Annotated in this window: 25 protein-coding genes, 1 pseudogene and 1 riboswitch; of the genes and pseudogenes, 19 read left to right on the top strand and 7 right to left on the bottom strand. The window is 42.3% G+C overall.

Translation table 11 applies throughout. The features are described from left to right. Positions 1-156: 156 nt before the first annotated feature. The 6 genes from sstT to UB32_RS20845 all read left to right on the top strand — a co-directional run bounded on the left by sstT (position 157) and on the right by UB32_RS20845 (position 6,393). The gene (sstT, locus tag UB32_RS04935; RefSeq protein WP_044391714.1) at positions 157-1,395 is read left to right on the top strand and encodes a serine/threonine transporter SstT; all 1,239 of its coding nucleotides are present in this window, start codon (positions 157-159) and stop codon (positions 1,393-1,395) included. A gap of 117 nt (positions 1,396-1,512) precedes the next feature. Further along, a riboswitch (cobalamin riboswitch) is annotated at positions 1,513-1,697 on the top strand. A 163-nt stretch (positions 1,698-1,860) separates the two neighbouring features. Continuing rightward, the gene (locus tag UB32_RS04930; protein WP_044391712.1) at positions 1,861-2,370 is read left to right on the top strand and encodes an acyl-CoA thioesterase; all 510 of its coding nucleotides are present in this window, start codon (positions 1,861-1,863) and stop codon (positions 2,368-2,370) included. Further along, positions 2,348-4,579 (top strand): ribonucleoside-diphosphate reductase subunit alpha, encoded by a 2,232-nt coding sequence (locus UB32_RS04925; RefSeq protein WP_044391711.1) that lies wholly within the window; start codon positions 2,348-2,350, stop codon positions 4,577-4,579. The genes UB32_RS04930 and UB32_RS04925 overlap by 23 nt, the downstream gene beginning before the upstream one ends. An 18-nt stretch (positions 4,580-4,597) precedes the next feature. Beyond that, positions 4,598-5,635 carry a ribonucleotide-diphosphate reductase subunit beta gene (locus tag UB32_RS04920; protein WP_044391708.1) on the top strand — a complete coding sequence of 346 codons (1,038 nt, stop codon included), beginning with the start codon at positions 4,598-4,600 and terminating at the stop codon, positions 5,633-5,635. A gap of 161 nt (positions 5,636-5,796) precedes the next feature. After that, positions 5,797-6,084, top strand: a complete 288-nt coding sequence (locus UB32_RS04915) for a nucleotidyltransferase family protein (RefSeq protein ID WP_044391705.1) — start codon at positions 5,797-5,799, stop codon at positions 6,082-6,084. 105 nt (positions 6,085-6,189) lie between these two features. Continuing rightward, positions 6,190-6,393 carry a HepT-like ribonuclease domain-containing protein gene (locus tag UB32_RS20845; protein WP_198528162.1) on the top strand — a complete coding sequence of 68 codons (204 nt, stop codon included), beginning with the start codon at positions 6,190-6,192 and terminating at the stop codon, positions 6,391-6,393. Between the two features lie 160 nt (positions 6,394-6,553). On the opposite strand, the gene UB32_RS04905 is transcribed toward UB32_RS20845, so the two are convergent. Continuing rightward, the gene (locus UB32_RS04905; RefSeq protein WP_044391702.1) at positions 6,554-7,867 is read right to left on the bottom strand and encodes an MFS transporter; all 1,314 of its coding nucleotides are present in this window, start codon (positions 7,865-7,867) and stop codon (positions 6,554-6,556) included. Between the two features lie 301 nt (positions 7,868-8,168). On the opposite strand from UB32_RS04905, the gene UB32_RS04900 reads away from it, so the two are divergent. From UB32_RS04900 to UB32_RS04885, 4 genes are all read left to right on the top strand, one after another. Further along, positions 8,169-8,660: a DUF1456 family protein gene (locus tag UB32_RS04900; RefSeq protein ID WP_198528161.1), complete on the top strand. Its 492-nt coding sequence runs from the start codon at positions 8,169-8,171 to the stop codon at positions 8,658-8,660. Positions 8,661-8,995: 335 nt separating this feature from the next. After that, positions 8,996-9,526, top strand: coding sequence for a CBO0543 family protein (locus UB32_RS04895; protein ID WP_044391699.1), 531 nt, complete (start codon positions 8,996-8,998; stop codon positions 9,524-9,526). Positions 9,527-9,631: 105 nt separating this feature from the next. After that, positions 9,632-9,913 carry a GNAT family N-acetyltransferase gene (locus UB32_RS04890; protein WP_044391697.1) on the top strand — a complete coding sequence of 94 codons (282 nt, stop codon included), beginning with the start codon at positions 9,632-9,634 and terminating at the stop codon, positions 9,911-9,913. Positions 9,914-10,079: 166 nt separating this feature from the next. Then, on the top strand, positions 10,080-11,540 hold the full coding sequence (locus UB32_RS04885) for a protein adenylyltransferase SelO (RefSeq protein WP_044391695.1): 1,461 nt from the start codon (positions 10,080-10,082) through the stop codon (positions 11,538-11,540). 81 nt (positions 11,541-11,621) lie between these two features. Here the strand turns inward: UB32_RS04885 and UB32_RS18950 are convergent, their stop codons facing one another. Both UB32_RS18950 and UB32_RS04870 read right to left on the bottom strand, forming a co-directional pair. Further along, a complete protein-coding gene (locus UB32_RS18950; protein WP_052806956.1) occupies positions 11,622-12,707 on the bottom strand; it encodes a Gfo/Idh/MocA family protein in 1,086 nt (361 codons plus the stop codon). A gap of 983 nt (positions 12,708-13,690) precedes the next feature. Further along, positions 13,691-14,500, bottom strand: coding sequence for an N-acetylmuramoyl-L-alanine amidase (locus UB32_RS04870; RefSeq protein WP_044391690.1), 810 nt, complete (start codon positions 14,498-14,500; stop codon positions 13,691-13,693). Between the two features lie 280 nt (positions 14,501-14,780). Here UB32_RS04870 and UB32_RS04865 point away from each other — a divergent pair, with 280 nt between their 5' ends. The 6 genes from UB32_RS04865 (at position 14,781) to UB32_RS04840 (ending at position 21,652) form a co-directional block, all read left to right on the top strand. Next, the gene (locus UB32_RS04865; protein ID WP_044391688.1) at positions 14,781-15,308 is read left to right on the top strand and encodes a YceI family protein; all 528 of its coding nucleotides are present in this window, start codon (positions 14,781-14,783) and stop codon (positions 15,306-15,308) included. 269 nt (positions 15,309-15,577) lie between these two features. After that, positions 15,578-16,681, top strand: coding sequence for an AI-2E family transporter (locus UB32_RS04860; RefSeq protein ID WP_044391686.1), 1,104 nt, complete (start codon positions 15,578-15,580; stop codon positions 16,679-16,681). Positions 16,682-16,748: 67 nt separating this feature from the next. Continuing rightward, entirely contained in the window at positions 16,749-18,812 is a 2,064-nt protein-coding gene (locus UB32_RS04855) for a DUF4179 domain-containing protein (RefSeq protein WP_044391684.1), read from the top strand. Positions 18,813-19,399: 587 nt separating this feature from the next. Then, positions 19,400-19,618, top strand: a complete 219-nt coding sequence (locus UB32_RS04850) for a hypothetical protein (protein WP_044391683.1) — start codon at positions 19,400-19,402, stop codon at positions 19,616-19,618. 139 nt (positions 19,619-19,757) lie between these two features. Then, positions 19,758-20,768 carry a DUF3231 family protein gene (locus UB32_RS04845; RefSeq protein WP_044391682.1) on the top strand — a complete coding sequence of 337 codons (1,011 nt, stop codon included), beginning with the start codon at positions 19,758-19,760 and terminating at the stop codon, positions 20,766-20,768. Between the two features lie 182 nt (positions 20,769-20,950). After that, positions 20,951-21,652 carry a SurA N-terminal domain-containing protein gene (locus tag UB32_RS04840; RefSeq protein WP_044391681.1) on the top strand — a complete coding sequence of 234 codons (702 nt, stop codon included), beginning with the start codon at positions 20,951-20,953 and terminating at the stop codon, positions 21,650-21,652. Between the two features lie 167 nt (positions 21,653-21,819). Here the strand turns inward: UB32_RS04840 and UB32_RS04835 are convergent, their stop codons facing one another. Together UB32_RS04835 and UB32_RS19320 are read right to left on the bottom strand one after the other, a co-directional pair. Then, positions 21,820-22,245: a hypothetical protein gene (locus UB32_RS04835; RefSeq protein ID WP_084221719.1), complete on the bottom strand. Its 426-nt coding sequence runs from the start codon at positions 22,243-22,245 to the stop codon at positions 21,820-21,822. An 11-nt stretch (positions 22,246-22,256) separates the two neighbouring features. Beyond that, positions 22,257-22,457 (bottom strand): annotated as a pseudogene (locus tag UB32_RS19320) (PadR family transcriptional regulator); the annotation flags it as partial. Between the two features lie 104 nt (positions 22,458-22,561). Between UB32_RS19320 and UB32_RS04830 the strand changes: the two are divergent. Next, positions 22,562-23,548, top strand: coding sequence for a c-type cytochrome (locus UB32_RS04830; RefSeq protein WP_052806954.1), 987 nt, complete (start codon positions 22,562-22,564; stop codon positions 23,546-23,548). 225 nt (positions 23,549-23,773) lie between these two features. Then, on the top strand, positions 23,774-24,337 hold the full coding sequence (locus UB32_RS04825; RefSeq protein ID WP_044391679.1) for a Uma2 family endonuclease: 564 nt from the start codon (positions 23,774-23,776) through the stop codon (positions 24,335-24,337). A gap of 150 nt (positions 24,338-24,487) precedes the next feature. On the opposite strand, the gene UB32_RS04820 is transcribed toward UB32_RS04825, so the two are convergent. Continuing rightward, the gene (locus UB32_RS04820) at positions 24,488-24,898 is read right to left on the bottom strand and encodes a Spx/MgsR family RNA polymerase-binding regulatory protein (protein WP_044391678.1); all 411 of its coding nucleotides are present in this window, start codon (positions 24,896-24,898) and stop codon (positions 24,488-24,490) included. Continuing rightward, a complete protein-coding gene (locus UB32_RS04815; protein WP_044391677.1) occupies positions 24,895-25,524 on the bottom strand; it encodes a TetR/AcrR family transcriptional regulator in 630 nt (209 codons plus the stop codon). The genes UB32_RS04820 and UB32_RS04815 overlap by 4 nt, the downstream gene beginning before the upstream one ends. A 132-nt stretch (positions 25,525-25,656) precedes the next feature. Here UB32_RS04815 and UB32_RS04810 point away from each other — a divergent pair, with 132 nt between their 5' ends. Further along, positions 25,657-25,854, top strand: a complete 198-nt coding sequence (locus UB32_RS04810) for a hypothetical protein (RefSeq protein ID WP_044391676.1) — start codon at positions 25,657-25,659, stop codon at positions 25,852-25,854. Positions 25,855-26,092: the final 238 nt, after the last annotated feature.

The raw sequence follows: 26,092 nt of genomic DNA, 5'->3' as shown, positions 1-26,092 counted from the left end.
CGATAAGTCGAGAAGCCCCCACTTCAAGCGACCTGTAAGGGTGGTAAGTGGTGGGAGTAGTTCACAAATTGTATTATGATATTTCAGTATCTATAATACAGATTACATGAAACGGCTCTTATGGCAAACAAAAAGATACTTGTGAGGGAGAGGACGATGAACAATTTACTAAAGAAATTGAACCGAGTAAGCCTGGTGAAGCAGATCATTGCTGGTCTGGTAATCGGGGTGATCCTGGCACTTGCAATCCCTGGAGTTGCAAAGCCTGTTGCCATTTTTGGATCATTATTTGTAGGGGCTCTGAAAGCAGTTGCTCCCATTTTGGTATTGTTCCTGGTTATGTCGGCGATTGCCCAGCATAAACGCGGACAGAAAACAAACATGAAAATGATTATTTTCCTCTATTTTTTAGGAACGTTCTTGGCGGGACTTATCGCCGTTATTGCTAGCTTCCTGTTTCCGGTAAGCTTGAAATTGACAGCTGGCACCGAAGGAATGACGCCTCCAGGAAGTGTGGTAGAGGTTCTTAGAACATTATTGCTCAATATTGTTGACAATCCGGTTAACGCTCTTATAAATGCTAATTATATCGGAATTTTAGCCTGGGCAGTCCTGATCGGTTTTGCTCTGAGAAGTGCAGCAGATTCAACAAAAGTGGTGATTGGCAATTTAGCCGATGCTATGTCCAAGATTGTCGCCTGGGTTATAAAATTTGCTCCGCTTGGCATTATGGGTCTAGTATTTGAATCCATTACGACAAACGGGCTTAGTTCCTTGCTTGGTTATGGAAAATTGCTTGCGGTTTTAATAGGCTGTATGCTGGTCGTTGCGCTTATCGTCAATCCCCTTATCGTGTACACGATGATAAGGCAAAATCCATATCCGCTTGTGTTTAAATGCTTAAAAGAAAGCGGGATTACCGCTTTCTTTACAAGAAGTTCAGCTTCTAATATCCCTGTGAATATTAAAATTTGTGAAGAATTAGGGCTGGATAAAGACTCCTACTCTGTTTCGATTCCGTTAGGCGCAACGATTAATATGGCAGGAGCAGCTGTAACGATTTCCGTGATGACACTGGCTGCTGTCCATACACTTGGCATTCAAGTGGATATTCCAACCGCCATCCTTCTTAGTGTGATGGCTGCCATCAGTGCAGCCGGTGCTTCTGGTGTTGCTGGCGGCTCATTGTTGCTGATCCCTCTCGCAGCCAGCTTATTTGGCATCCCAAATGATGTCGCGATGCAAGTGGTTGCTGTAGGTTTTATCATTGGCGTTGTGCAAGACTCTGTTGAAACGGCACTTAACTCATCGACAGACGTTCTTTTTACGGCTGCTGTAGAATTCAGAAAATGGCGCCAAGAAGGAAAAGTAATCAACATCAAGAAGACATCTTAACTGTCAAATATTCAAATGAATAGTGAAAAATAGTTGAAAAAGCAGGTAAGATGATTTACTATCAATTCATATAACACAATATATTGTGTTAGTAAGAGATTTTTACATCTAAATATTGAAATTGCCGATAAGTATGGTGTCTGAATAAGACTTAATAGGGAATCTGGTGTGAATCCAGAACTGTTCCCGCAACTGTAAGTGCTGACGAAATAAGGATGAACCACTGTCTAACAAATAGATGGGAAGGCCTTAAAATAGGGTGATGCACAAGTCAGGAGACCTGCCATATTTATTCGTGTTATCTTCTTCGGGAATAGGGAAGGTATACGGGGATAAATTGATAGTCTCATGCTGTTTTTGGTGCTTTATATGAGCTGTTAGGATATCAACGTTACTTAAACCCATCTTTCGAGATGGGTTTTTCTTATTTTTCAGGGAGCATTTTTTACACACAGGAGGTCGGACATGGAAGGATTATCAGCAAATGTGTCAAGGACATTTCAGAACAGGCTCGTCCTGCCGCCAGATACAAACCATCTTGGCACGATTTTTGGCGGAACCGTGCTGTCCTATATTGATGAAATCGCCGCAATTGCCGCGATGAAACACAGCAGGAGGGCAGTTGTCACCGCCTCGATTGACTCGGTTAACTTTCTGTCTGCCGCGGTAGTAGGCGATATTTTAACACTCGAAGCGGTGGTCATTTCAACAGGCAGAACATCAATGGAAGTATTCGTGAAAGTGGAAAGTGAAAACTTGAAAACAAGCAGGAGAACGCTGACGACCACGTCAATTCTTACGATGATCGCGAAGGATGAGAATGGTAAACCGGAGCCAGTCGCAAGGGTCATTCCAGAAAACGATCAAGAACGGGAGATGTTCAATACTGCCGATATGCGAAGGAAGCGCAGGCTGGAAGCAAGAAAAAGCAATCAAGTTGGAGGGATAATCAATGAGTATCCAAGCAAAGGATGAAAATGCAGCAAAACTGATCGCAGAAATAGAGTTTGCGTTCCCTAAATTGGACTTTCCATTTTTCAAAGCAAAGGTGGACCAAGCCCTTGAAGTGAAGGATATGACCGATGATCAGATCGAGAACATGTTGATTTTGACCGCAGTGGAACGAATTAACCGGGACGAGCCTGAATGGACATATGTAGCTGCGGGGTTTTATTTAAAAAAATTATACAGACTTAGTGCCCATTTCCGAAATGGAAGAATAGAATCTGGTTACGGTTCATTCTATGAGTTGATCAATAGCTTAATAGAGATTGGGATCTATGACAATCGAGTGTTAGCATCCTACTCACGTGACGAAATAGATCACCTGGAAAAAGTCATCGATCCAGAGAGAGACAAGCTGTTTACCTATATAGGGCTTTTAACCTTGGCGGAAAGGTATCTGGCACGCACACAAAATGGTGATATTGCCGAACTTCCACAGGAGCGATTCATGATGATCGCGATGACATTGTTAGCTGAAGAACCAAAGGAAAAGCGGATTCCATTAGTGGAAGAGGCTTACTGGGCGCTTTCCAATTTATATATGACAGTCGCCACACCGACATTATCGAACGCTGGCAAAAGCTATGGCCAGTTATCGAGCTGCTTTATTGATACAGTTGCTGATGATTTAAGAAGTATTTACGACTCGAATACGGATATTTCCACCTTAAGCAAAAACGGGGGCGGAATTGGCGTTTACCTTGGAAAGATCAGAAGTCGCGGCAGTGATATCAAAGGTTTTAAAGGGGTCAGTTCGGGAGTCATTCCGTGGATGAAACAACTGAATAACACCGCTGTTTCGGTTGATCAATTAGGACAGCGTCAAGGGGCGATTGCTGTTTATCTCGATGTGTGGCATAAAGACATCTTCTCATTCCTTGATGCCAAGCTGAACAATGGAGACGAGCGCCAGCGGACGCATGATTTATTTTCAGGCATATGTATCCCGGATTTATTTATGGAACAGGTGGAAAACCGTGGGGACTGGTATCTGTTCGATCCTCATGAAGTAAGGAGGGTCATGGGATTTTCCCTTGAAGATCATTTTGATGAGGAGAAGGGGGCTGGCTCCTTTCGCGAAAAATATTGGGCTTGCGTCCATCAATCTGGTTTGTCACACGAAGTGGTTCCTGCTATTGAAATCTTTAAATCCATCATGATTTCTCAGCTCGAAACCGGCACCCCCTACATGTTTTACAGGGATCAGGTCAACAGGCTCAATGCAAATCACCATAAAGGGATGATTTACTGCAGCAATCTCTGCACAGAAATCACCCAGAATATGAGCCCTACCCTCCTTGAAGAGGAAACGGTGCAGGACGGAAAGATAGTAATCTATAAAAAACCGGGGGACTTTGTTGTCTGCAACTTATCCTCGATTTCTTTAGCAAAGAGCGTGATAGATGATGTACTTGAGAGAGTGATCAACATCCAAGTTAGGATGCTCGATAATGTTATCAATATCAATGAAATTCCTGTCCTCCAGGCGCAAATAACCAACCAGAACTACAGGGGAATCGGACTGGGTACATTTGGGTGGCATCATTTACTGGCTCTTCAAGGGATTAAATGGGAAAGTGAAGAAGCGGTCGAGTATTGTGATCGTCTCTATGAATCGATTGCCTTTTTCACTATCAGCGCAAGTCTCGAGCTGGCAAAAGAAAAAGGGGCATACCCTTATTTCGCAGGATCGGACTGGTCAACAGGACAATTTTTCAAAAAAAGACAATACATTGGTGACAGCTGGGACAACCTGGCTGAGGAAGTAAAGCAGAATGGAATCAGAAATGGGTATCTGATGGCGGTAGCTCCAAATTCTTCCACTTCGATTCTAGCTGGTTCGACAGCAAGTATTGATCCGGTTTTTAGGTTGGAATACTCCGAGGAGAAGAAGGATTATAAAATCCCTGTGACCGCACCAGATTTATCGGCCGAAACGATGTGGTTCTATAAGACAGCCTATAACGTGGATCAGCATTGGAGCATCAGACAGAATGCCCGCCGACAGCGCCATATCGATCAGGGGATTTCGTTTAATTTCTACGTCACAAACAACATTAAGGCAAAAGCGCTGCTGGAGCTGCATATGGATGCATGGAAGTCCGGACTGAAAACGACGTATTACGTCCGCTCCACCTCCAGCAGTGAGTTTGCTGAATGTGAGAGCTGCCATAGTTAAAAGAAAGGATGAAAATCAATGACGCAATTGAAGAAAAGAAACCTTGTAGACGTTGGAGCTCCCAATGCTTCAACTGGCATTTTAAATGGCCAGAGTTCCAATATATTGAATTGGGATGATGTCCGTTTCCCCTGGGCTTATCCAAAATACAAGAGAATGCTGGGGAATTTCTGGACTCCTTTTGAGATCAATATGTCAAAGGATATCAAGCAATTTTCCATGCTTTCCGAAAAAGAACAGGATGCTTTTTTGAAAATCATCGGTCTGCTGGCACTCCTTGACAGCATTCAAACAGACTATGCTGGCAAAGTTGCCGATTATCTCACCGATTCCAGTTTAAATGCATTAATGATCATTTTGGCACAGCAGGAAGTAATCCATAACCATTCCTACAGCTACGTGTTATCAAGCATCGTATCCAAGTCGAAGCAAGAGGAAGTGTTCGACTACTGGCGGACAGAACCGATCCTGCGCAAGCGGAATGAATTTATCACGGACGGCTATAAAGGGTTCGCGGAACATCCAAGCATAGGAAATTTGTTGCATTCCATCATCTATGATGTCATTCTCGAAGGCCTGTTTTTCTACTCGGGCTTCGCCTTCTTTTATAACCTTGCGCGGAATCAGAAAATGGTCGCCACCAGCACGATGATTAACTACATCAACCGGGACGAACAGCTGCATGTAGGGTTATTTGAAAAAATTTTCAAAGAGATTCTCCTTGAAAATCCAGAATATGACACAGAATCACTGAGAGAATTTGGAACGACAGCCTTCCAAAAAGCGGCACGATTGGAGACTGAGTGGGCTGAATACATTATCGGCAACGAGATCGACGGGCTACTTTTGTCAGACGTGGAAGCATATATCAAGTTCATGGCAAACAAACGGGCAGAACAACTAGGCTTTACTGCCCCCTTCGAAGGGCATCGAACCAATCCATTAAGATGGATTATCGCCTATCAGGAAGTGGACCTTGGCAAAACGGACTTCTTTGAGCAAAAATCAAGACAGTACACGAAAACCTCCGATGAGAATGGGTTTGATGAACTATAAGACTGCCATCGAAAACAAAAGAAAAGCGCGTTGATCCAGAAGGATTAACGCGCTTTTTAAACAGGCATACATAAAAAGATGTCCTGCTCCAAAGAATGAACTTTTATAAAAAGACATGATATAATGGTATTAATAGTAAGGAAGAATGTGAGGGATTCGTTATGTTATATGATGTTCTTCAAGAAAAGCGTGATTTAATATTAAAAATTGCAGATGATCATGGCATCTATAATGTACGGGTTTTTGGTTCAGTTGCAAGGCATGAAGATGGACCTACAAGTGACCTTGATTTACTTGTAGAATTTGAGAAAGACAGAAGTTTGTTTGATCTGGTTCGATTTAAACAAGAGATTGAAGACATACTCGGTATTAAAGTCGATGTTGTAACAGAGAACGCGATTCATTGGGGTATGAAAGAAGATGTGGTAAACGGAGCTATTCAATTATGAAAAAGGACAAAATCTATTTGCTTCATATTTTGGAGTGCATAGAAAATATTGAATTATATATTTCAAATGGTGAAAGTGACTTTTTTAGTTCTAAACTAATTCAAGATGCGGTCATTCGTAACTAAACGTGTTACAATAGATTTTCGAAAGCAAAATCCCCATGTACCTTGGCGTGAGATGGCGGGATTAAGAGATGTTTTAATTCACGATTATTTTGGAGTAGATAATGGAATAGTATGGAACGTGGTTGAAAAAGAAATACCACTTTTGAAAGAAAAAATAACCGTTATTCTTGATAAATACGTTTAATACGTAAAGGCTTGGGATTTAAGGAATCTAAAGCCTTTTTATTGCTAATTCACTTACAAAATTGTTCCTGTTTGAAGTGGGAAATACTTGGAGAATAGAACTGAAATACAAAAAGCCTTACCCGTTTTTCAGAACGGATAAGGCTTTTTGTTAGGCTTTTCTAAGCTGTGGTTGCTGCCTTTTTCTGGGTACTTGTTGCTTCTGAAGTCTTTCTCTGGTAGTAATACCAGTTTAAGATGATCGACAATACATAGAAACCAATGAAAAGCGAGAATGCTGGCACATAGCCGCCGGAAATAGTAACGGACCAGCCGAACAGCTTCGGAATCAGGAAGGATCCGTACGCCGCGAAGGCCGCGGTGAACCCTAGGACTGGTGCCGCTTCTTTCGGAACGAAGATTTCAGGGATCATCTGGAAGGTGGAACCAGAGCCCATACCAGACGCAATGAACAGAATCAAGAATGATGCCAAGAATCCGCCGAACTGCTTTGTGCCTAGAAAATAAATGACACTACCAGCTCCAGCCATCATCACTATCAGGACGATCGACGTCAGCTTAGCTCCGCCCATTTTATCAGCAAGCCATCCGCCGACAGGGCGTGATGCTGCGGCAAGGAAGGCACCTAAGAAGGCAAAAGAAATATATTCAGGGAACTGTGCTTTCAATAATAGTGGGAATGCTGCTGAATACCCAATGAAAGATCCGAATGTTGCAACATAAAGCCATGTCATGATCCAAGTGTGTTTCCTTTTTACAATCACGAATTGATCTGAGAATGATTGCTTTGTTCCAGGCAGGTTATCCATGCCGAACCATGCTGCGATCGTGACAATTGCAATTGGTACAAGCCAGATGAAAGCTGCATTTTGCAGCCATACCTGCTGGCCGTTGGATAATTGCTGCCCATCGCCAGCGATAAAAGCGAAAGTTCCAGTTGTAATGATTAACGGTGTTACAAATTGAACGACAGAGACCCCCATATTGCCTAAACCACCATTGATTCCAAGTGCGGTTCCACGTGCCTTTTTCGGAAAAAAGAAACTGATGTTGGAGGAAGAACTGGAAAAGTTTCCGCCACCCAGGCCAGAAAGTGCTGCGAGTAAAAGCATAACCGAATAAGGTGTATCAGGGTTCTGGACAGCGAAACCGATGCCAATTGCCGGAATCGCAAGCACTGCCGTCGACAGGACGGTCCAGTTACGACCACCCATCATCCCGACTCCAAAGGTGTAGACAAATCGTAAAGTTGCACCAACAAGACCAGGCATGGCTGCTAAAGTGAAAAGCTGCTGATCCGTAAAGCTAAAGCCAATATCATTTAAGCGAATGGCAACTACAGACCAAATCTGCCAGACAATGAAAGCGAGCATCAGGGAAGGAACAGAAATCCATAAATTCCGTTGGGCGTGTTTCTTGCCTTCGGATTGCCAAAAACGATTGTCTTCCGGATTCCATTTATTTATGCGAGCCATTTTCATTCCTCCAAATATTTTTAAGTAGGTGTTTATAAGATTAATAAACCATTTATATCACACAGTAGTTGTGACGAACTTCACATCTGAAAACACCAACACAATTCTGTCAAAAAGTATTGAACATTTTTTGACAAGAGGGCATCATCAATGCCTATAGGGGTATCGAGATTTGGTGCAACGGGTTTCAGCAGTTTGAAATGGAATAGGGAGAAACACCGATGCGTTCACCATTTTTCAGCACAGGAAGTAAATATGCTACAATGGAGCAATACTAGTGACAAGGCAAGCTATAGGAGGATTGAAAATGCTTAACAATGATATACTGATCCGTTTGCGATATGCCCTGGATATCAAGGATACAGATATGGTGGAGATGTTCAGGCTAGGCGGCGTGGACTTGAGAAAAGATGATGTGCAGCTGATGCTGAAGAAAGTAGACGAAGAGGAAGACGATGGGTTGTCCGAGGATTATATAAGGGTCAACAATGCAATGATGGAGCAGTTCTTAAATGGTCTAGTTACCTTTAAAAGAGGGAAACGGCCAGGAGAAAATGGCTCTCCCCCTTTGAGCGGGGAAAATGTGAACAACCAGCTATTGAAGAAGCTAAAAATTGCCTTGTCGCTGACAAGTGAGGACATGCTAGGGCTTCTTGAACTTGCCGGTGTCCGGGTTTCCAAAGGGGAGCTAAGTGCCATTTTACGGAAGGCTGGCCATAAAAATTACCGAGAATGCGGCGATAAGTTTGCCCGTAACTTCCTAAAAGGTTTGACCTTGAAGTACAGGGAATAAGGAAGCCGTCGAAAACCCTGATCGGCCAGCCTAATTATTTTTCTGCCAATCTTTGGTTGATTAAAAGATTGCTAGAGTGGGAATAATAAGCGTAACACGCTTTAAAACGGAGGTAGATCATCATGAAACAAATCACCGAGTTTATGAGTGAAGAGGGCTTTGAGCTAAAGGGGTATGTAACTCAACTATTTGAGCAGGCTACTGATAAAAAAGACAAGAAAAAACGCTGATCGCAACGTATGCGAATCAGCGTTTTTTGTTTTTTGATGACTGTTAACTAGATCACATGGTTATACTAAGGTAAATTTCCTTTATTTGTAAAATGAGGCGAGTGTATGATTAATGTAATTTATGGGTTAATATGGGCTGGTATTTTTGTGCTGTGGGGAGACTGGCAGAACTGGAGAAAGTACTATCCAACGGTTCTCTTTTTCATCCTTGGTGATTTTCTGTACATGTACTTATTATCTGAACATTACCCGATGTGGAAGTATAATCCTGTGCCAGGGGACAAGCATGCTGGCATCACGAATACTCATATTTCTTTTTTCATTATGGCTGTCAAATATCCAGCTACCTGCTTCGCCTATTTGGCCCATTTTCCGAGGGACGGGCGCATGAAGAAAGTCGTTTATTATTTTGCATGGATAAGTGTCTATTTTTTGAATGAACTGGTAGATGTCCACCTCGGGCTAATGAAGTATTTTAATGGCTGGAACCTATGGTGGTCTGTGCTGTTCGATTCTGTGATGTTCCTTGTTTTAAAAATCCATTTTCATAATCCGCTATTTGCCTTGATTGTTTCCGCCGTGTTTATCGTGTTTCTATGGAACAAGTTTGATGTGCCTGCCAGTGTTTTTCGATGAACGATTTGGGCGCGGACTTTTATGTGGAAGCGGAATTGTTACATGATTGGCGGTCAGAAAGGTATAATTAAGTATATCTTGAAAGTATTTTTTGGAGGTGTAAGGATGTCATTCCAAATTTCTGAAGAAGCTGGCCGCTTTGTTGCGAAGGATGAAGACGGGCTAGAGGTTGGAGAAGTGACCTTTACAAGGAATGGTGATAAGGTGTTGGTCATCAATCACACTGGGGTAGATCCAGCGTACCGGGGACATGGTATTGCGGGAGAACTGGTCCGCCATGTTGCCGAAAAGGCGAAAAATGAAGGCTTGAAAATCGATCCTGTTTGTACGTATGCAAAAAAAGAACTGGAGACGGATCCGAAATACAGTGGGATTTTAAAAAATTGAGTCTTAGGGACTAATGATCCTTTTGAAGATCTTAATCAAACGTTTGATTAAGATCTTTTCTTCGTGAAAATAGCGTTACCACTCCATCAGTAGGGTATATTAATTCAAAGGGATATTTTTGGATAGATAACCGAATACAAGATTATGGGAGAAGGGTGGAATAGCAATGACGGATAACCAAGCTGGCTGGAAAATGGATAATAGTTATTTGCAGCTGCCAAACATATTCTATCGCCAGCAAAAACCGACCAAAGTGAAAGCACCTGAAGTGGTGATTTTTAATGAGTCGCTTGCGGAAGAATTAGGGTTGAACTGCGAGCCGTTTCAAAATGACAAAGGAGCTGCCATCTTCGGCGGAAATGAGATTCCAAATGGAGGGGTTCCCCTTGCCCAGGCTTATGCTGGACATCAGTTCGGCCATTTCACGATGTTGGGGGATGGAAGGGCTGTGTTGCTTGGTGAGCAAATCACTCCTGATGGGAAAAGGTATGACATTCAGTTGAAAGGTTCAGGCCGGACGCCGTATTCCCGAGGCGGCGATGGCCGGGCAGGACTTGGACCGATGCTGCGCGAGTTTATCATTAGTGAAGCGATGACGGGCTTGGGGATTCCGACAACGAGAAGCCTCGCTGTGACTTCGACAGGAGAAGAAGTCATCCGGGAGACAATTCAGGCTGGAGCGGTGCTGACACGTGTAGCCGCAAGCCATCTAAGAGTCGGTACATTCCAATTCGCTGCCAACTGGGGAAAGAAAGAAGACCTCAAAGAACTGGCTGATTATGCCATCAAGCGCCATTATCCTGAACTCGACGGAGAGGAGAACCTATACCTTTCGTTTTTGAAAAAAGTGATTACCAAGCAGGCAGCTTTGATCGCAAAGTGGCAGCACGTCGGCTTTATCCACGGTGTTATGAACACAGATAATATGTCGATAAGCGGAGAGACGATCGACTATGGTCCTTGTGCATTTATGGACAATTACGACCCAGCAACTGTATTCAGTTCGATAGATCAAGAGGGGCGATATGCCTATGGAAATCAGCCGTATATTGCCGGCTGGAATCTTTCTCGACTTGCAGAAGCTTTGCTGCCATTGCTTCATGAGAACGAGGAGGAAGCCGTGAAGCTAGCCGAGGAAGCCCTCTCAGCATATCCCGATACTTTCGAAATGGAATTTCTAACAGGTATGAGGCAGAAGCTTGGACTTTTTCATGAGGAAAAAGAAGACAAAACCTTAATTTCTGAACTCCTTAACTTGATGAATAACAACAAGACCGACTATACGAATACGTTTAAAGCTTTGACCTTTGGAAAGCTGGAAGGATCGGAGCTATTTAAAACAGAAGCATTTATCCAGTGGCATGAAAAGTGGCAACAAAGACTCGGACGTCAGGAAGAATCAGAGGAAGATGCCCAGGAATTGATGCAAAACAACAACCCAGCGGTCATCCCGCGAAATCATCGGGTAGAAGAAGCATTGGAGGCAGCGACAAAAGGCGACATGAGCGTCATGCTGAACCTGCTTGAAATCCTGGCGAACCCATATGAGCACTCAGCGGAGCAAGCAGAATTCTGCCAGCCCGCCCCGCCATCCTCTAATCCATATCGGACTTTTTGCGGAACATGATGTGTTTTTATGGCTAGAATCGTGAAAAATGTCCATTACCGGAATCGAGAACATCGTTAGTCATGAAAAAAGGCAGTCCCATCAGGGATTGCCTTTTACTTCTACTTTTTGCCCTTCACGCGCTGAAATCCTGGCTGCGTCCAATACTTTTTGCGTCGAACGTCCATGCTCGAAATCTGCGAGATACGGGTGCTTCTCACCGGAAAGAAGCGTTTCATGGAGTGCGTTCAAAGCCCGTTGAAAGCCATTATAGTATCGGGCTGCAACCTCTGGCATCCCAGAAGGAGCTTGTAAATCACGCGCTAGCTCCACTTCTTCGAATGGCGAATTTCCGGCGGAGAGGAGGACCTTATTGTCATCCAGCATTACAAGTGTTCCTTCCGTACCGAATACTTCAAGACGCCATGTGTTCTCGGTTTTGCGCGCTGCGGAAAGGAGCTCCAATGTTACAGTCGCACCGTTTTCCAGAGAACCGATGATTTGGAAAGCGTCGTCCGCTGTCCGGTGTTCTGTATGCCCATTATCAGCCGCTTGAATAGGAACATGGATAGGAAGCTGAGCAAAAACTTGTTTAAATGTGCTATCCAGCCACCAATGAAGAGAATCCGTCATATGGGAGCCGATCGCTCCAAGCATGCCGCCGCCCTTATCTTCCTGCCCGAGCCAGCCACGTGGTTTTGAAACCAGACCATTATAGCTCGCAAATGAACACAGGTAACGGACATGTAAAATATCCCCTAGTTGCCCGTTCTCCAAAATTTCTTTTACCTTTGTACGAGCCGGCAAGAAACGGAATTCATGGTTGATCAGCCCAAGTTTTCCCGCTTTGTCCCGCTCCACAATCATTTTTTCTACTTCGGCAACATCCATAGCCATTGGTTTTTCACAAACTACATGTATGCCCTTTTTAAAAGCGGCAACAACCATTTCTTTATGCAAATTCACTGCAGAAGAGACCACTACTAAATCGAGAGCTTCTTCCTCAAGCATTTGTCGCCAGTCAGTGTAGACATTTTCAATTCCGCTGGCGTTCCTGGCTTCCTCAATATTGCCCCTTGAAACGCTCGAGACTGCTGCTACCTCGAATCCTTCGTGTTGTGCCATCATTGGCGCATGTACCTTTGCGCCAAAACCCGTCCCGATGATACCTACTCTAAACTTTTTCAAAAATAACACCTCTGTCCTTAGTATAGTTTAATAGTAAATCCAGCAGGGGTAGAAAGTAAAATAATTTTCAGATTTTTTAATACCCAGAAAGGTACAGGTTACAATCTGGGAGGGGCTTGAAAAGGAATTGATGTTGATCTACAGGTAAAAATCAACACACCAGAAATTTGCTTCTCTTATTATTTTTTGCGGGAGTATATGAAGAAAAGTTTTTTATACTAGTCTGACTGCTAGGGATGGTTGTTTTACCTTTGATAATTATTCAGCAGGGTCACAAGCAAGACCAACATGTGCCCGATAAGGAAGAAAAAGCGAGAACACGGTCACAAGAAAGGCCAACATGTGCCCGATAAGGAAGAAAAAGCGAGAACACGGTCACAAGCAAGGCCAACATGTGCCCGAAAAGGAAGAAAAAGCGAGAGCACGGTCACAAGAAAGGCCAACATGTGCCCGAAAAGGAAGAGAAAGTGAGAGCACGGTCACAAGCAAGGCTAACATGTGCCCGAAAAGGAAGAAAAAGCGAGAGCACGGTCACAAGCAAGGTCAACATGTGCCCGAAAAGGAAGAGAAAGTGAGAGCACGGTCACAAGAAAGGCCAACATGTGCCCGAGAAGGAAGAGAAAGCGAGAACACGGTCACAAGAAAGGCCAACATGTGCCCGCAAAGGAAGAGAAAGTGAGAGCACGGTCACAAGAAAGGTTAACATGTGCCCGAGAAGGAAGAAAAAGCGAGAGCACGGTCACAAGAAAGGCCAACATGTGCCCGAAAAGGAAAAAAGGAAAGAGAACTTCCGATGATGCAGCGGTAAGAATAACTATTCAAACGTTTGATTAAATCGTGTGTTCCATCTTAACACTTTCGTTCCCTGCTTTTGGTCAATACCTCAATTCCACTTCTGCTTATGGTTTCTCGTGCAGTCCTATGAAAAAAACTTGAAAATAAAACAGCCGAATCCTTCTAAAGGATTCGGCTGTTTGTCTGTGTTACTCTGTGATGATAAATGCATGGATTCCCTGGCTTTCCATTTCGCGGACGCGAGCTTCGGCAGAATCACGGTTTGAAAATGCACCTGCTTGTACACGGTACCATTTCTCGCCTGAAATCTCCACCGTTGCAATAAAGCTTTCAAACCCTTTTGCTTTCAGGACTGAGAGTTGATGCTCCGCATTTGTTCGGTCCTGGAAAGAACCGGCAATCACTTTGTGCAAAGATTGTCTGCTGCCCGGGGCTGGATTTGTGCGATTCTTTGGTGAAAGTTTGAACGCCTTCGCAATCCCGTTCGCATGTCCCTGAGCAACGCTTTGCCGCCAGGATTCTTGCTTCATAAGCGCGGCATCATGGGCATGATCGATAAAGCCGTTTTCTGAGAGCATCGCAGCCATTGATGATTCACGAAGTACATGAAAATTGGCTATTTTTTTGCCGCGATTAGGGAGCTTGTTTAATTTTATCACCTCGGAATGGATAAGATCACGGTATTGAGCGGTTGCTGAATTATTTGAAAGGCCACTATAGATGTAGTCCTCGTATCCACTCGCTGAACCTTTGTCAGAATTAATGTGAATGGACAGATAAAAATCAGCCCCCCAAGAATTAGCCTCATCAGTACGCTGGATAAGACTTTTGGTCAAATCGCTTGTCCTGCTCATTTTGATTTCGATATTTTGATAGTTTTTTTCTAGAATCGAACGGAGTCTCAGTGCAATATCTAAGGTCAAATTTTTTTCAAGAAGACCATTTCCCTGTGCTCCTGGGTCTGAGCCGCCATGGCCAGGATCTAAATATAGTTTCATCAGATCACCTCTTTTTAAAATAGATTTCCTTATAGGATACGTCAAAGAAATGAATTGGTAAGGGTGCATGTCCTGTGTGGCGAGAATTTTTTCATGAACAATGCTTGTGAACTTGAAAAAACCTAAATCTAAATAAGTTTGAAGTCGTTCGAGGGATGCATAGGTGTTGACAGCTAGATTCATTTCATGTTAAATTTATCTCGAATTAAAAATAATTGATTTAGAGATTTATTTTTTGGAATAATATCTCGAATTAAAAGTAAAATAGGAGGATTTTGGAATGACTAAATTCGCAATCGATCCGGCACACTCAGCAATTGGCTTTGAAGTGAAACATATGATGGTATCAAAGGTAAAAGGACAATTCAATTCTTATTCCGCGGATATTGAAGCAGCAGATTTGACAGATTTAACTACCGCTTCCATTGCAATCAACATTGACGTTGCAAGCATTGATACACGCAACGAGGACCGTGATAATCACCTCAGATCAGCAGACTTCTTTGATATCGAAAATAACCCAACTATCGAATTTTCATCAACTAACATTACTCGTGATGGTGCGGATTACAAAGTAACAGGCGACCTAACGATCAAAGGCGTAACAAAGCCAATCACATTCGATGTCGAATACGGCGGCAAAGGAACAAATCCTTGGGGCATCGAAGTATACGGTTTCGAAGCAGAAGCAAAAGTAAACCGCGAAGAATTCGGTCTCACCTGGAATGCAGCACTTGAAACAGGCGGTGTCATGGTTGGGAAAGACATTAAGATTAAAGTAGAACTTGAAGTAAACCCGGCAGCATAAGTTAGATTTTAAAAACCATTCAGTGATTTGATGTCTCTGGATGGTTTTTTTATTTGTATTTGAAGGTGATTGGGAAGATATTGGCAGGCTTGGTTAGATGTTTGAGGGGGAATTTGGATGATCTTGACAGGTTTGGTGAGAAACGAGAAACTGTCCACCGGAGCTTACTTAAAAATCAACCGCCACTTATATTTCGAAACACTGATATACTTTAGAATGAAAACTTGGTATAATTTTACCAAAATAATCTAAGGTGAGAGGTACATATATTGAATAAATCAAAAGTGCAGTTCTGGCTGATTCAGATTTTGCTTATCACATCTATCCTTTATGTTTCTACGAAGATTTCATTTATCTTTCAACCGATCGGGGTTTTTATCTCGACGGTGTTTTTCCCGATTTTGATTACGGGTTTCCTCTATTTTCTGCTGAATCCGGTAGTCGACTTTCTGCATCGCAAAAAAGTTCCGAGGGTACTTGCGATCTTGATCATTTATGTAGTATTTGGGGGACTGCTTGTCCTTGCGATCGGAAATCTAGTTCCAGCTGTTTCCAAACAGGCAACCGAGCTTGCAAATGATCTTCCCGATTTAGCTAACAAGACGACGGATTATTTCTATAATATAGTTCGTTCATCCGAATTTAAAAACTTCAGGGTTGAGCAACAAAATACGATTGATTCCGTACAGCAGCGGCTGATTGAATATGCAAATACGTTGCCGAACAGTCTGACGAATGGTCTGATGGGTTTTCTTGGCGTTGTCACCAACATCGCGATTATTCTCGTGACCGTGCCGTTTTTATTGTTTTACATGTTCAAGGATGGTCATCGTTTCCCACAAGCTGTGTCTAAGCTCATTCCGAAAGAATACCGTGAAGAGGGGCTGAAAATCCTGAAGGAAACAGGGGAGACTCTTTCTGCTTACATCCAAGGACAGGTTACTGTCGCTTCCGTTGTGGGTATTCTCGCGTTTATCGGCTATATGATCATTGATTTGCGCTATGCACTAATTATGGCGCTCATTGTTGCTTTTACAAATATCATACCGTATGTTGGTCCGATTATCGGAGGAGCACCGGCCGTGCTGGTTGGTTTCTTTGATTCCCCGACGAAGGCGTTGCTCGTTGTTGTGGTCATACTAGTGGCGCAACAGATCGAAGGGAATCTGCTATCTCCACTGATTCTAGGAAAAACACTGGATACCCATCCGGCAACGATCATCATTATTTTACTGGCTGCCGGGAATCTGGCCGGAATCCTGGGGATGGTATTGGCAGTACCGACCTATGCAGTCATCAAAACAATCATTTTGAATTTGGTAAAATTTTTACGAGCCAGAAAGCGAGCAAGTATGTCTGTGGACGTTAAATAAACAATAGTCTTCTTTGCCAATGCATTTTGGGACAGTGGAATGGCCTCTGTCCCCGGGGGGAATAGGGATGATATTGAAAAAACTAGACCCGATTACGGGGACAGCGATTCAGGAGAAAGGGATTGAATTTGTCGTTGATTGGGTAGATGTGCATAAGCAATATTTTTATACGCTTGGTTGTTTCTACGTACAGAATCAGCTTCAGATGGAGGAACTGTTTTACCGATTCATTGGGAAGGTACATAAGGATTGGCCAAAGTATAAAGGAAATAATTCACATAAAATGTGGATGACAGCAAATTTTATTCAGAGCGCCCGTGAGCTTTCGAGAGAGGACGGATTAAAAGGTCCTGAAGATTCACGTCAGGATCTATACAAAGCAATTGACCACCTGAAAATGGAGGAAAAGGAAGCGCTGATCCTTACTCAAGTTGCAGGCTTTTCTCTTGAGGAGGCAGCGCAGATCCTTGGCATGACAGTGGGGAAAATTAAGGGTGATTTATACGCTGGGATTCAGTCCGTCCGAAACGAGCTTTACGGAAAAGATTATCATGGTTGTGAAGAGTATCAGACACATTATATCGATTACTTGTTGAAATCGATGGATCGACCGGCAAAAATCGAGTTTGAGGTCCATCTTTATCATTGTCCGGCATGTCAGGCCGATTTGGCGAGCTTTCAAGAAGTAATGATGTTCAGGTTTGACGAGCTGCAAGAGCCTACAGTACCGCCACAGATTCTCGATCCTATCAAGAAAAAATTGACAGAAAAAAAGGAACAGCGAAAAGGGAAGAACAAAAAACGAAAAAAATGGGCCGTGCTTGCTGCAAGTGCTTTTGCATTCGTGATCGCTCTTGGTTTCATGACGGGTGTGCTGCCGAAAGTCTATTATGCGGTGGCCGAAGAGAATGAGCAATTACGCCCCTTTTTACAGCAAGGGTTTGGTAAAAGGCTAAACTTGGAAGCAGAAAATGCGGATGTATTGATAAAAATCAACGGGGTAGTTGCCGATGATATCCGGACGCTGGTTTTTTATGAAATTCATGCTTTAAAAGAAGACAAACAATATTTTATCCATTTTGAGGATGGAATTTCCGTTGAAAATGAATTTGAGATTATGAAAACCCAATCGTATCCATTGTATTCTACGCTAAGTGATAATGGGACAGGATGGAACAACGAAACCAAGAAAAATACATACTACGGTAAGGTTTCCCTAAACCCGCTAAAAAAAGAGGAGGGGTTAATCAAGCTAAGGGTAACCAAGATTCAGGAATGGAGCAATGACCCTGAGCTTAAATTTGGTTTTTTGCCCGGTGAGAACAAAACGGGAAATTGGTCGTTTGAATTTTCAGCGACCAAACAGCCTTCCAAGGAATATAAAATCGAGCAACAGAAGAAAATCGAAGGAGTCCCGATTCGGATTGATAAATTAATAATCGCGCCAACTACGACGATCTTACAGTATGCAATCAATAGTCGGGATGTAGAGAAGCGAATTGAAATGGTGAATTTTCGTTCATTAAATGTAAACAACAAAAAAGTGGAGGCTGACCAGTATGGCGGTTACTTTATCCAGACTCAGCAGGACAATGACTGGATTGGATATCAAACGTACTTCGATCCAGTTTACGGCGAAAAGCCAAAACAGGTAAGAACGGAGTTAGAATCAGTTTATTTATCCGTCAGTGACCAGAAAACGATTGACCTGGGCGGATCTCAACCATTTCCCCGGATGATTCACTATGCAGGGAGTGACATTGCCATCGATAAGGTCAAAAATGGACAATGGACAAATGTCGTGATAACCAATAAGGATTTAATAAATCGGGAGTACGAATCGATTCAATTCGGTTTTCAAGGAGGTTCGACAGATCAACCAAGCATCACCAATATGGAATCTAACGGAGTGCTCATGGATAAAAATGGCGTTGAATACGACGATCGTTCAGGGCCAATCGATTTTGAAAAAATAGAGCAGCCCCGCTATTTTGTCACAGAACAGACATTGGGAATCGAAGGATTTGAAAAAAACGATATGAAACTCGAAATAATTGGATACAACACCATGAAGTATGTGAAGGATGATTGGAATCTCGCGCCTGTTCAGCTGTTAGAGGAAAAAGAATAAGTTTGACAAATGGATACAATTATCGAAATACTCGAAAGAAACACTAAAGGGAATTAAAATTTCAATTCAATTAAATAGCCAATGAGCGCTATAAAAAAGCCCTTTTCACATAAATACACTTAGCATACGATCTCCGTTCTGATTAAGTTCCATCTAAAGCAGGAGAAGGAAACGGCGAGTAGAAAGGTGCTTGCCACTAGGAAGTTGCGACAATTATAAAGGCGATTGAGATTTTCTTATAGGTATATAATTTGTCGTGCGCAAATATATAAGAATAAGGAAACTGTTGATTTTAGGGTAATGGAGAACCTTAAGGTGCTGATCATTTGAATAGGAACAAGAAGTTACAAGTAACCATTTTTTTGCTTTTAGGTTTGCTTCTCATTTTACTTATTCATGTCATCCTCCACACTAAGGTTTATGTCGTGTTCAGTGCAAGTCTTGGCTCAGTTTTCCTGATTGGATTGATTCTCTTTCTGATTCTTTATCTTTATGTAAACAGATAGAGATTTTGCAGGAAAGGGCACGGTCACTATTTCGCAAGCCAATACATGCACACATTGACTCTATCGAGAGGAGGGGGAAAGTTGAATCGTGCACCGAACAGGGTGGAATATTATCTAAAAGAAAAATGCCTTTTAAGTGACAATGTCAAGCATTGGGAACACTATATTGCAGCGTTGAGAGCAAGTAATACCGTTACGATTAACAAGAAAGAATATATGGTAGAAAAAATAAACCTCGTCCATGACCCTTCGACAGTTGTTTTAAAAATTAGTGTGGAACCGCTTAAAATTTACGTTTGAGTATCCTTCGGGATGCTTTTTTAAGTTCCCCCTGATCCCATCTGCATAATTTGAATGGATTAGACAAATAGTAATGTCAATTGTTTAATGAATTTTTATACGAAACTTGGTTTACGCCGCACTATCTGGAGGAGATTGGATGGAAGATCGAAATATTCATTTAACCTGCGTGGAAATATCGAATCTATGGGCTACATATATAAACGATAATGTTGTTAAGTGTATACTGACCCATTTTCTTCAAAGGGTTGATGATCCAGAAGTAATACCGCTTCTCGAACTAACGTTTGAAATAGCGGACTCTCATTTGAAGGACATCAGCGAACTTTATCAGAAAGAGGGCATTGTCACGCCAGTTGGATTTCCGGTGGAAAAGCACGTGAATCTGTCTGCTCCGCGCCTTTTTTCTGATATTTTTTACATGGAGTACATGCAGCATATGAGTAAGTTTGGTTTGACAAGCCATTCCAGTGCTATAGCTACTTCATCTAGGGAGGATATCCGTGCGCTTTTTGAAAAATACCACAATCAGGCTGCAGTCCTTAATCGCAAAATCATCATGATGATGAAGAAGAAAGGGATTTACATTCGGCCTCCTTATATGACCTATCCCAAGAAGGTGGATTTTGTGGACAAGCAATATTTTTTGACAGGCTTGTTCGGAAAAAAACGACCGCTTTTAGGGAGTGAGGTCAATCATCTTTATTTGACCTCCATTCATAATGAGCTCGGAAAATCCACCTTAACAGGTTTTGCGCAAGTAACACAGGATCCTGATTTAAAAGCTTACTTTTTTTCAGGAGTCCAGCTTTGTGACAAAATTTTGAGAGGAAGCCAACATGTGATGATGGAAAGCAATGTCCCGAGCTCGATGTCTTGGGATACAATCGTTAGTGATTCAACAGATGCGCCATACTCTGACCAGCTGATGCTTTTTGTAGTCGGCATTCTATCTCAATTGGGCATAGCTGCTTATGGAATGGCATTGTCGATGAGCATGAGAAGAGATGTTGGAGCGTTGTATAGCGGTTTTCTGGCAAGATCTTTAGCCTATTCTGAGGATGGAGCCCAGATGATCATTGAAAGAGGCTGGCTCGAGCAGCCTCCGATGTTTGAGGATCGGGACAAGTTGATGAAAGTGGAAAAGTAAGGTAGTTAAGGGGGGCCATCGATTTTGGGTCCCTTTCTATTGTGGTTCACAGGACGTTTTCGTCAGGTCCATTTATAAGCTGTTCGGATATTACAATCTGATAACAATTCCTCTAAAAACTTCTATTTCTTAGAAAAATATGATAGTATGACGGACATGTTGAATGAAAGGGGAGTTTATTAATGATGAAGCGAATTTTTTCTGGCATTCTTTTATTGAGCATTGCCGTCCTGGTTCTAGGCGCATGCAGCAATAATGATAGTACAAAACAGAATGCTGAAAAAGAAACAACAGGTGATGTAGTTGCCACAGTAGATGGAAAGGATATTTCCAAAAAGGACTATGACAAAGAACTGGAATCGATGAAAGCGACATATGAACAGCAGGGCATGACGGCAGATCAAATGGATAGCAAGATGCTAGCCGATCTTGAACAGTCTGTATTGGACCAAATGATTAATGCGGAGCTACTTCTTCAGGCAGCAGAGAAGGATGGCGTATCCGTTGAACAAAAAGAACTCGATGCAGAATTGGAAAAGATCAAAACCAATTTCGCAGACGAAAAACAGTATGAAGATGCATTGAAACAAAATGAATTGACTGAGAAAGAACTGATGGCCCAACTGAAAAAGCAAATGACCGTCATTCAGTACCTCGACAGCAAGATTGGTAAGGTAGAAGCATCCGATGAAGAAATTCAGGCAATGTATGATCAATACAAACAACAAGTAGAAGGTCAAAAGCAAACGCCAGAAGAACTGGATAAAATCAAACCAGAACTTGAACAGCAAATCCTAGCACAAAAGAAAGATGAACAGACCACAAAGCTTGTCGAGCAGATCCGCAAAGACAATGAAGATAAAGTGAAAATTCATAAGGCATAAGAAGGTTAGTTCCGGAGGATAGACATAAAGTCTATCCCCTTTTTTATGTTGTTTAGAGGAGGGGGAGCCATGAGTAAAGCAAAGACTCTTATCGCTATCGTAGCCTTTGTTGTTTTTCTAGCAAAAGACAAAAAGGAGCTTAACTTAGTTGAGCTCCTTGTTAAATCTTAAATCTCCCTTTGCTCTTTTTTTCTCTGGTAAAAGAAGATGGCGATTAATACTGCGGATGCAAGTAAAAAGGTAAGGATTGTGATCGTGATGTACAGTGAATCATTGTGTGTTTCTTCCGGGATGAATCGGTTGGCAATTGGACCAATGGATATAAATAAAGGAATCAGGACGGTGAACCAGGTTTTGGTGTAAAGTGCGGCACCGATGAAAATAACCGCACACAGGACAATGATCCAGTTGTTCTGGGCGGGTGATGCCACAAAGCTGGGTTCGAATTCCTGTGCTTTATACCAGAGCAGGAATACCACGATTAATCCGGTTACCGCTATAGAGACACCGGAAAAAATAACATAGCCCCATTTAGAATGAAAGAATTTCGGCAACACCTTGAATAAGAACAAGCCGTAAATTAGAATGCTCATGCCAGTAATGATTATCGCCAGACATTGTTTACCGAGGCGCTCAGCTGCGTCCACCTGATGATAAATTGTTCCAATTCTTGTTCGCCTTTTGCCGTCAATGAGTAATATTTACGTTTTGGCCCGGCAGTGGATTTTCTTAGCGTTGTGCTCACGAGACCTTCCTTTTGCATCCTCAACAGCAGGGGATAGATCGTCCTTTCGCTAAAACGGTATCTTGTAATGCAAGGGTTAAAAACTTTTCGAAGGCTGGTTGCCGAATAATTTTACAGAAGAATTAAGAAGCTACTATATGAGATTATTTTTAGGAGGTGAAAAAATGCGGAAGGTAATATGGGTAAGCTTTTTGATGATGGTACTTGTGTTTTCATTTGTAGCCTGCAGCAATGACAATAATAATGCCAATAAGGACCCGGAAGAGAGTCAAAGCAAGAATACCGATGGCAAGACGAATGAACAGGCCACTGACAGTAAAAAGGGAGGGGGAGAAAATGAAGGCGGGGATTCTGCTTATAATCCGCCGTCAATGGACGACCTCGATCCGAAAAATCCAATGACTGAATATATTACGTATGGGCAAAAGGTATTTCATGAAACAGATACGGTCCTGGATGGGTATATCGGGAATCAATTGTCCTGTTCCAGCTGCCATGCCGATGCAGGACTTGCAAAGTCTTCCTCGATGGTAGGGGTGACCACCCAATTCCCTCAATATCGGCCGAGGGAAGGTGTCGTTTATACACTTGAGGATCGAGTGAATGGTTGTATGGTTCGAAGCATGAATGGGAAAAAGCTTCCTAATGACAGCAAAGAGATGCGGGCGATGATTTCCTATTTGACTTATATCTCAGAGGGAATTGAAGTCGGAACTGAGCTTCCATGGAGAATGCAGAACACAATGAAAGAAATCCCGCTGCCGAAAATCGAGGATGGCGAGAGACTGTATTCCGAAAAAGGCTGTGTCGCCTGTCACGGCCAAAATGGCGAAGGAAAGGGCGCGACGGTTGGACCCGCTCTATGGGGAGAAAACTCCTTCAATGACGGGGCAGGAATGGGAAGATTGTCAAAAATAGCGGGGTATATTCAAAATAATATGCCGCCGAACGGTGGTACCTTAACGGATCCGGAAGCAGCCAATCTGGCAGCCTTCATCCTATCCCAAGATCGCCCGGTCTGGGAAGGCCATGATAAAGATTGGCCAAATGGTGGCAGACCGACAGATATCATTACCAAAGAGCGCCGCGAAAAGATTCGTGCAGGAACCTTTGACTGGTCTGAGATTGATAATGTCATCCAGCCAGATTAATCCGAAAAGAAGTAGCTAGGAGCAAAATCACACCTGGCTGCTTCTTTTATTGGGACCGACTAAAAGAGCTCAAAAACCTGTCTAGTTCCTATGTCTCTGTCTGTCATTTTGTGGTATTATGGAAGTGATGTGACAGATATCAGAAAACGGTTGTTAGCTTGATAAAAATCATCATTTATAGAGCATATATTATATATGAAATGAAAAAGCAGGGAGGGTGAAATCATGAGCTTGCCCGAAGATCGACATATTTCACTGGATGAATTTTATCGATATAGAGAAGATTCTGACCAGCTACTGGAGTATATTGACGGTATGGTTTTTATGACTCCTTCTCCTTCCACGAAGCATCAAAGAATTTCAGGACGTTTACATGCTCGGTTGTTCCATCTGCTTGATGGTTCAGATTGCGAGGTGTTCCAAGCGCCCTTTGATGTAGAGCTAAAGAGTAATCATATGGAAGGCACGAGGATTGTCATCCCTGATCTTTCTATTATATGCGACAAAACAGGATTTCTGGAAAATAGATATGTAGGAGTTCCTTCACTAATCATTGAGATTATTAGTCCTTCGAATCAATCGCATGATCTGGTTTTCAAACTGAGCCTTTACATGCAGTTTGGTGTAAAGGAATATTGGATCGTGAATCCGCTCCTCCATACCATCCAAGTGTATGTTTTAGATGAAAAGGATACATTCAAATTGCATGACATTGCTAAAGATAAAGGCATTATAAGGTCGGTTGTCATGAAAGATTTCCATGTTGATGTAGAGAAAATCTTTGCATAATTTTTGGATAGTTCGTGCCGCTAGAACAAGCGAAGGCCGAGACAATTAGTGTATACAATAAGAGGATAGCGTTTGAGCTATCCTCTTCATTGTATCCTGCTGAGCCAATTCTTCCATTTGTACGCTGCCCTTGAAGTTAAAGTTCCCAGCTTAACCTTCCGAAGGGTATAAGTGTTCCATTTTCCATTGCAGCCAGCGGCGCTTACGAATCTTCCTTGGAAGGAACTGTTGGATTTCATCTTCGTTATAGCCAACTTGAAGCTTCTTGTTGTCCACGATCAGCGGGCTTTTTAATAACCGTGGATGTTGATGGACAATTTCCAGTAACTCAATTAAGGAAAGTTTGTCGAAATCAATATCGAGAGTCCTATAGGGAAGAGATCTCTTAGAAATAATGTCATCGGTACCATCCGTTGTCATTCGCAATAGCTCCTGAAGTTCACCGACGGTTAGAGGCTCCTCCATCATATTCCTTTCGACGAAAGGGACCTGGTTATGGATCATCCATTTGCTTGCTTTCTTTGTTGACCTGCATCCTAATCCATAAATCGTTACAGTCATTTATCCTGCACCTCCGAATTGTAGATTCCGTGTTTTAATAAACTCATGCTAAGTTTGAATGATTCGATTGCCTCTTCATCCGATAAACCCTTTGCGGTTTTTTCGATCAGGTTGTTAAACGCGATTGCAGAAACGATTTTGAAGATATGCAGCAATTCTTTTTCTGCATGGATATTCAAAAGGTCTTGATCAATCAGTTTTCCGACCTTCTTGAATTCCTCTTGTTCTAGATAGGTATCCCAGATACTTGCGAAGGAGCTTTCCACTCTATGTGTCGTGTACAGCAGGGCATTTTTTAAAAATTGCTTCTCTTCTTCATCCGATAAAGCGAGTAAAAAGAAATTTTGCAATTCAATCAGAGCCTCGATTAAATCTCCCTGATGTTTTTCCAATAGCACGCTGAAATAGGTTTTGGCCATTTTCAATTTATCTTCTAATAAATAGAAATATAAATCGTCTTTATCTTCGAAATATTGGTAAAAGCTGCCTCTTGATATAGCCGCAGTTTTTACGATATTCGCGATGGAAGCTTCGAAAAAGGGCACCCGCGTGAACTCCATTTCAGCTGCTTTCAGAAGCATGTTTCTTTTCTGCTCTGGCAAATTAAAAAACGTTTGCTTTGGCATAGTCATCACCTCTGTTCAGCGGTATGACACGATGTCATATATTTATAAGTAAATAATATATGACACTGTGTCATATGTCAATGACGACATCATATTTCTTAAGAAAGCGGCTGGAGCAGAGGAGCATCTGATATGTCTCATGAACAGACCTGCACAACCTTAAGGCGCAAAGAATACGATATTGGGCGAATGATTTATGGAGGTGCGCAAGTGGAGAGCTATTCTACCCAAAGTATCATTGTTCTTGGTGCCGCAATTCTGGTGATTGGTGCATTTTTGGTCTTTATTGGTGAATATAGGAAACTCGGGGAAATTGGTGCTAGTGCTTAGGGATGCCTCAAACTAATGTTTCACCAGCTTAAATTGATAGTGAAAAAGCTTGGTTTCTCGAGAATAATCGGGAAATCAGGCTTTTTTATTCATGTAAACAACCTTAACAAACATTTACGCAACATTAATGAACAATCAATGTCTGCTTTATATTTGTTTAGTAGATTAATAGGTGTAAACAAACATAAAACAAACAAAAAGCAAAAAGGTTTGCTTACGAGCTTTTCACTTCAAACGT

Source organism: Mesobacillus subterraneus (assembly GCF_000934845.1).
Taxonomy (GTDB): Bacteria; Bacillota; Bacilli; order Bacillales; family Cytobacillaceae; genus Mesobacillus; species Mesobacillus stamsii.
This window is presented reverse-complemented; position numbering and strand designations above follow the sequence as displayed.

Bases quoted from the DNA above. Each gene is read 5' to 3' on its own strand.
- UB32_RS04825 (WP_044391679.1), top strand. From the start codon at position 23,774: ATGAGCTTGCCCGAAGATCGACATATTTCACTGGATGAATTTTATCGA.
- UB32_RS20845 (WP_198528162.1), top strand. From the start codon at position 6,190: ATGCGGTCATTCGTAACTAAACGTGTTACAATAGATTTTCGAAAGCAA.
- UB32_RS04820 (WP_044391678.1), bottom strand. From the start codon at position 24,898: ATGACTGTAACGATTTATGGATTAGGATGCAGGTCAACAAAGAAAGCA.
- UB32_RS04840 (WP_044391681.1), top strand. From the start codon at position 20,951: ATGATGAAGCGAATTTTTTCTGGCATTCTTTTATTGAGCATTGCCGTC.
- sstT (WP_044391714.1), top strand. From the start codon at position 157: ATGAACAATTTACTAAAGAAATTGAACCGAGTAAGCCTGGTGAAGCAG.
- UB32_RS04925 (WP_044391711.1), top strand. From the start codon at position 2,348: ATGAGTATCCAAGCAAAGGATGAAAATGCAGCAAAACTGATCGCAGAA.
- UB32_RS04870 (WP_044391690.1), bottom strand. From the start codon at position 14,500: ATGAAACTATATTTAGATCCTGGCCATGGCGGCTCAGACCCAGGAGCA.
- UB32_RS04810 (WP_044391676.1), top strand. From the start codon at position 25,657: ATGTCTCATGAACAGACCTGCACAACCTTAAGGCGCAAAGAATACGAT.
- UB32_RS04885 (WP_044391695.1), top strand. From the start codon at position 10,080: ATGACGGATAACCAAGCTGGCTGGAAAATGGATAATAGTTATTTGCAG.
- UB32_RS04905 (WP_044391702.1), bottom strand. From the start codon at position 7,867: ATGGCTCGCATAAATAAATGGAATCCGGAAGACAATCGTTTTTGGCAA.
- UB32_RS04915 (WP_044391705.1), top strand. From the start codon at position 5,797: ATGTTATATGATGTTCTTCAAGAAAAGCGTGATTTAATATTAAAAATT.
- UB32_RS04855 (WP_044391684.1), top strand. From the start codon at position 16,749: ATGATATTGAAAAAACTAGACCCGATTACGGGGACAGCGATTCAGGAG.
- UB32_RS04920 (WP_044391708.1), top strand. From the start codon at position 4,598: ATGACGCAATTGAAGAAAAGAAACCTTGTAGACGTTGGAGCTCCCAAT.
- UB32_RS04815 (WP_044391677.1), bottom strand. From the start codon at position 25,524: ATGCCAAAGCAAACGTTTTTTAATTTGCCAGAGCAGAAAAGAAACATG.
- UB32_RS04890 (WP_044391697.1), top strand. From the start codon at position 9,632: ATGTCATTCCAAATTTCTGAAGAAGCTGGCCGCTTTGTTGCGAAGGAT.
- UB32_RS04865 (WP_044391688.1), top strand. From the start codon at position 14,781: ATGACTAAATTCGCAATCGATCCGGCACACTCAGCAATTGGCTTTGAA.
- UB32_RS04895 (WP_044391699.1), top strand. From the start codon at position 8,996: ATGATTAATGTAATTTATGGGTTAATATGGGCTGGTATTTTTGTGCTG.
- UB32_RS04830 (WP_052806954.1), top strand. From the start codon at position 22,562: ATGCGGAAGGTAATATGGGTAAGCTTTTTGATGATGGTACTTGTGTTT.
- UB32_RS04845 (WP_044391682.1), top strand. From the start codon at position 19,758: ATGGAAGATCGAAATATTCATTTAACCTGCGTGGAAATATCGAATCTA.
- UB32_RS04930 (WP_044391712.1), top strand. From the start codon at position 1,861: ATGGAAGGATTATCAGCAAATGTGTCAAGGACATTTCAGAACAGGCTC.
- UB32_RS04835 (WP_084221719.1), bottom strand. From the start codon at position 22,245: ATGAGCATTCTAATTTACGGCTTGTTCTTATTCAAGGTGTTGCCGAAA.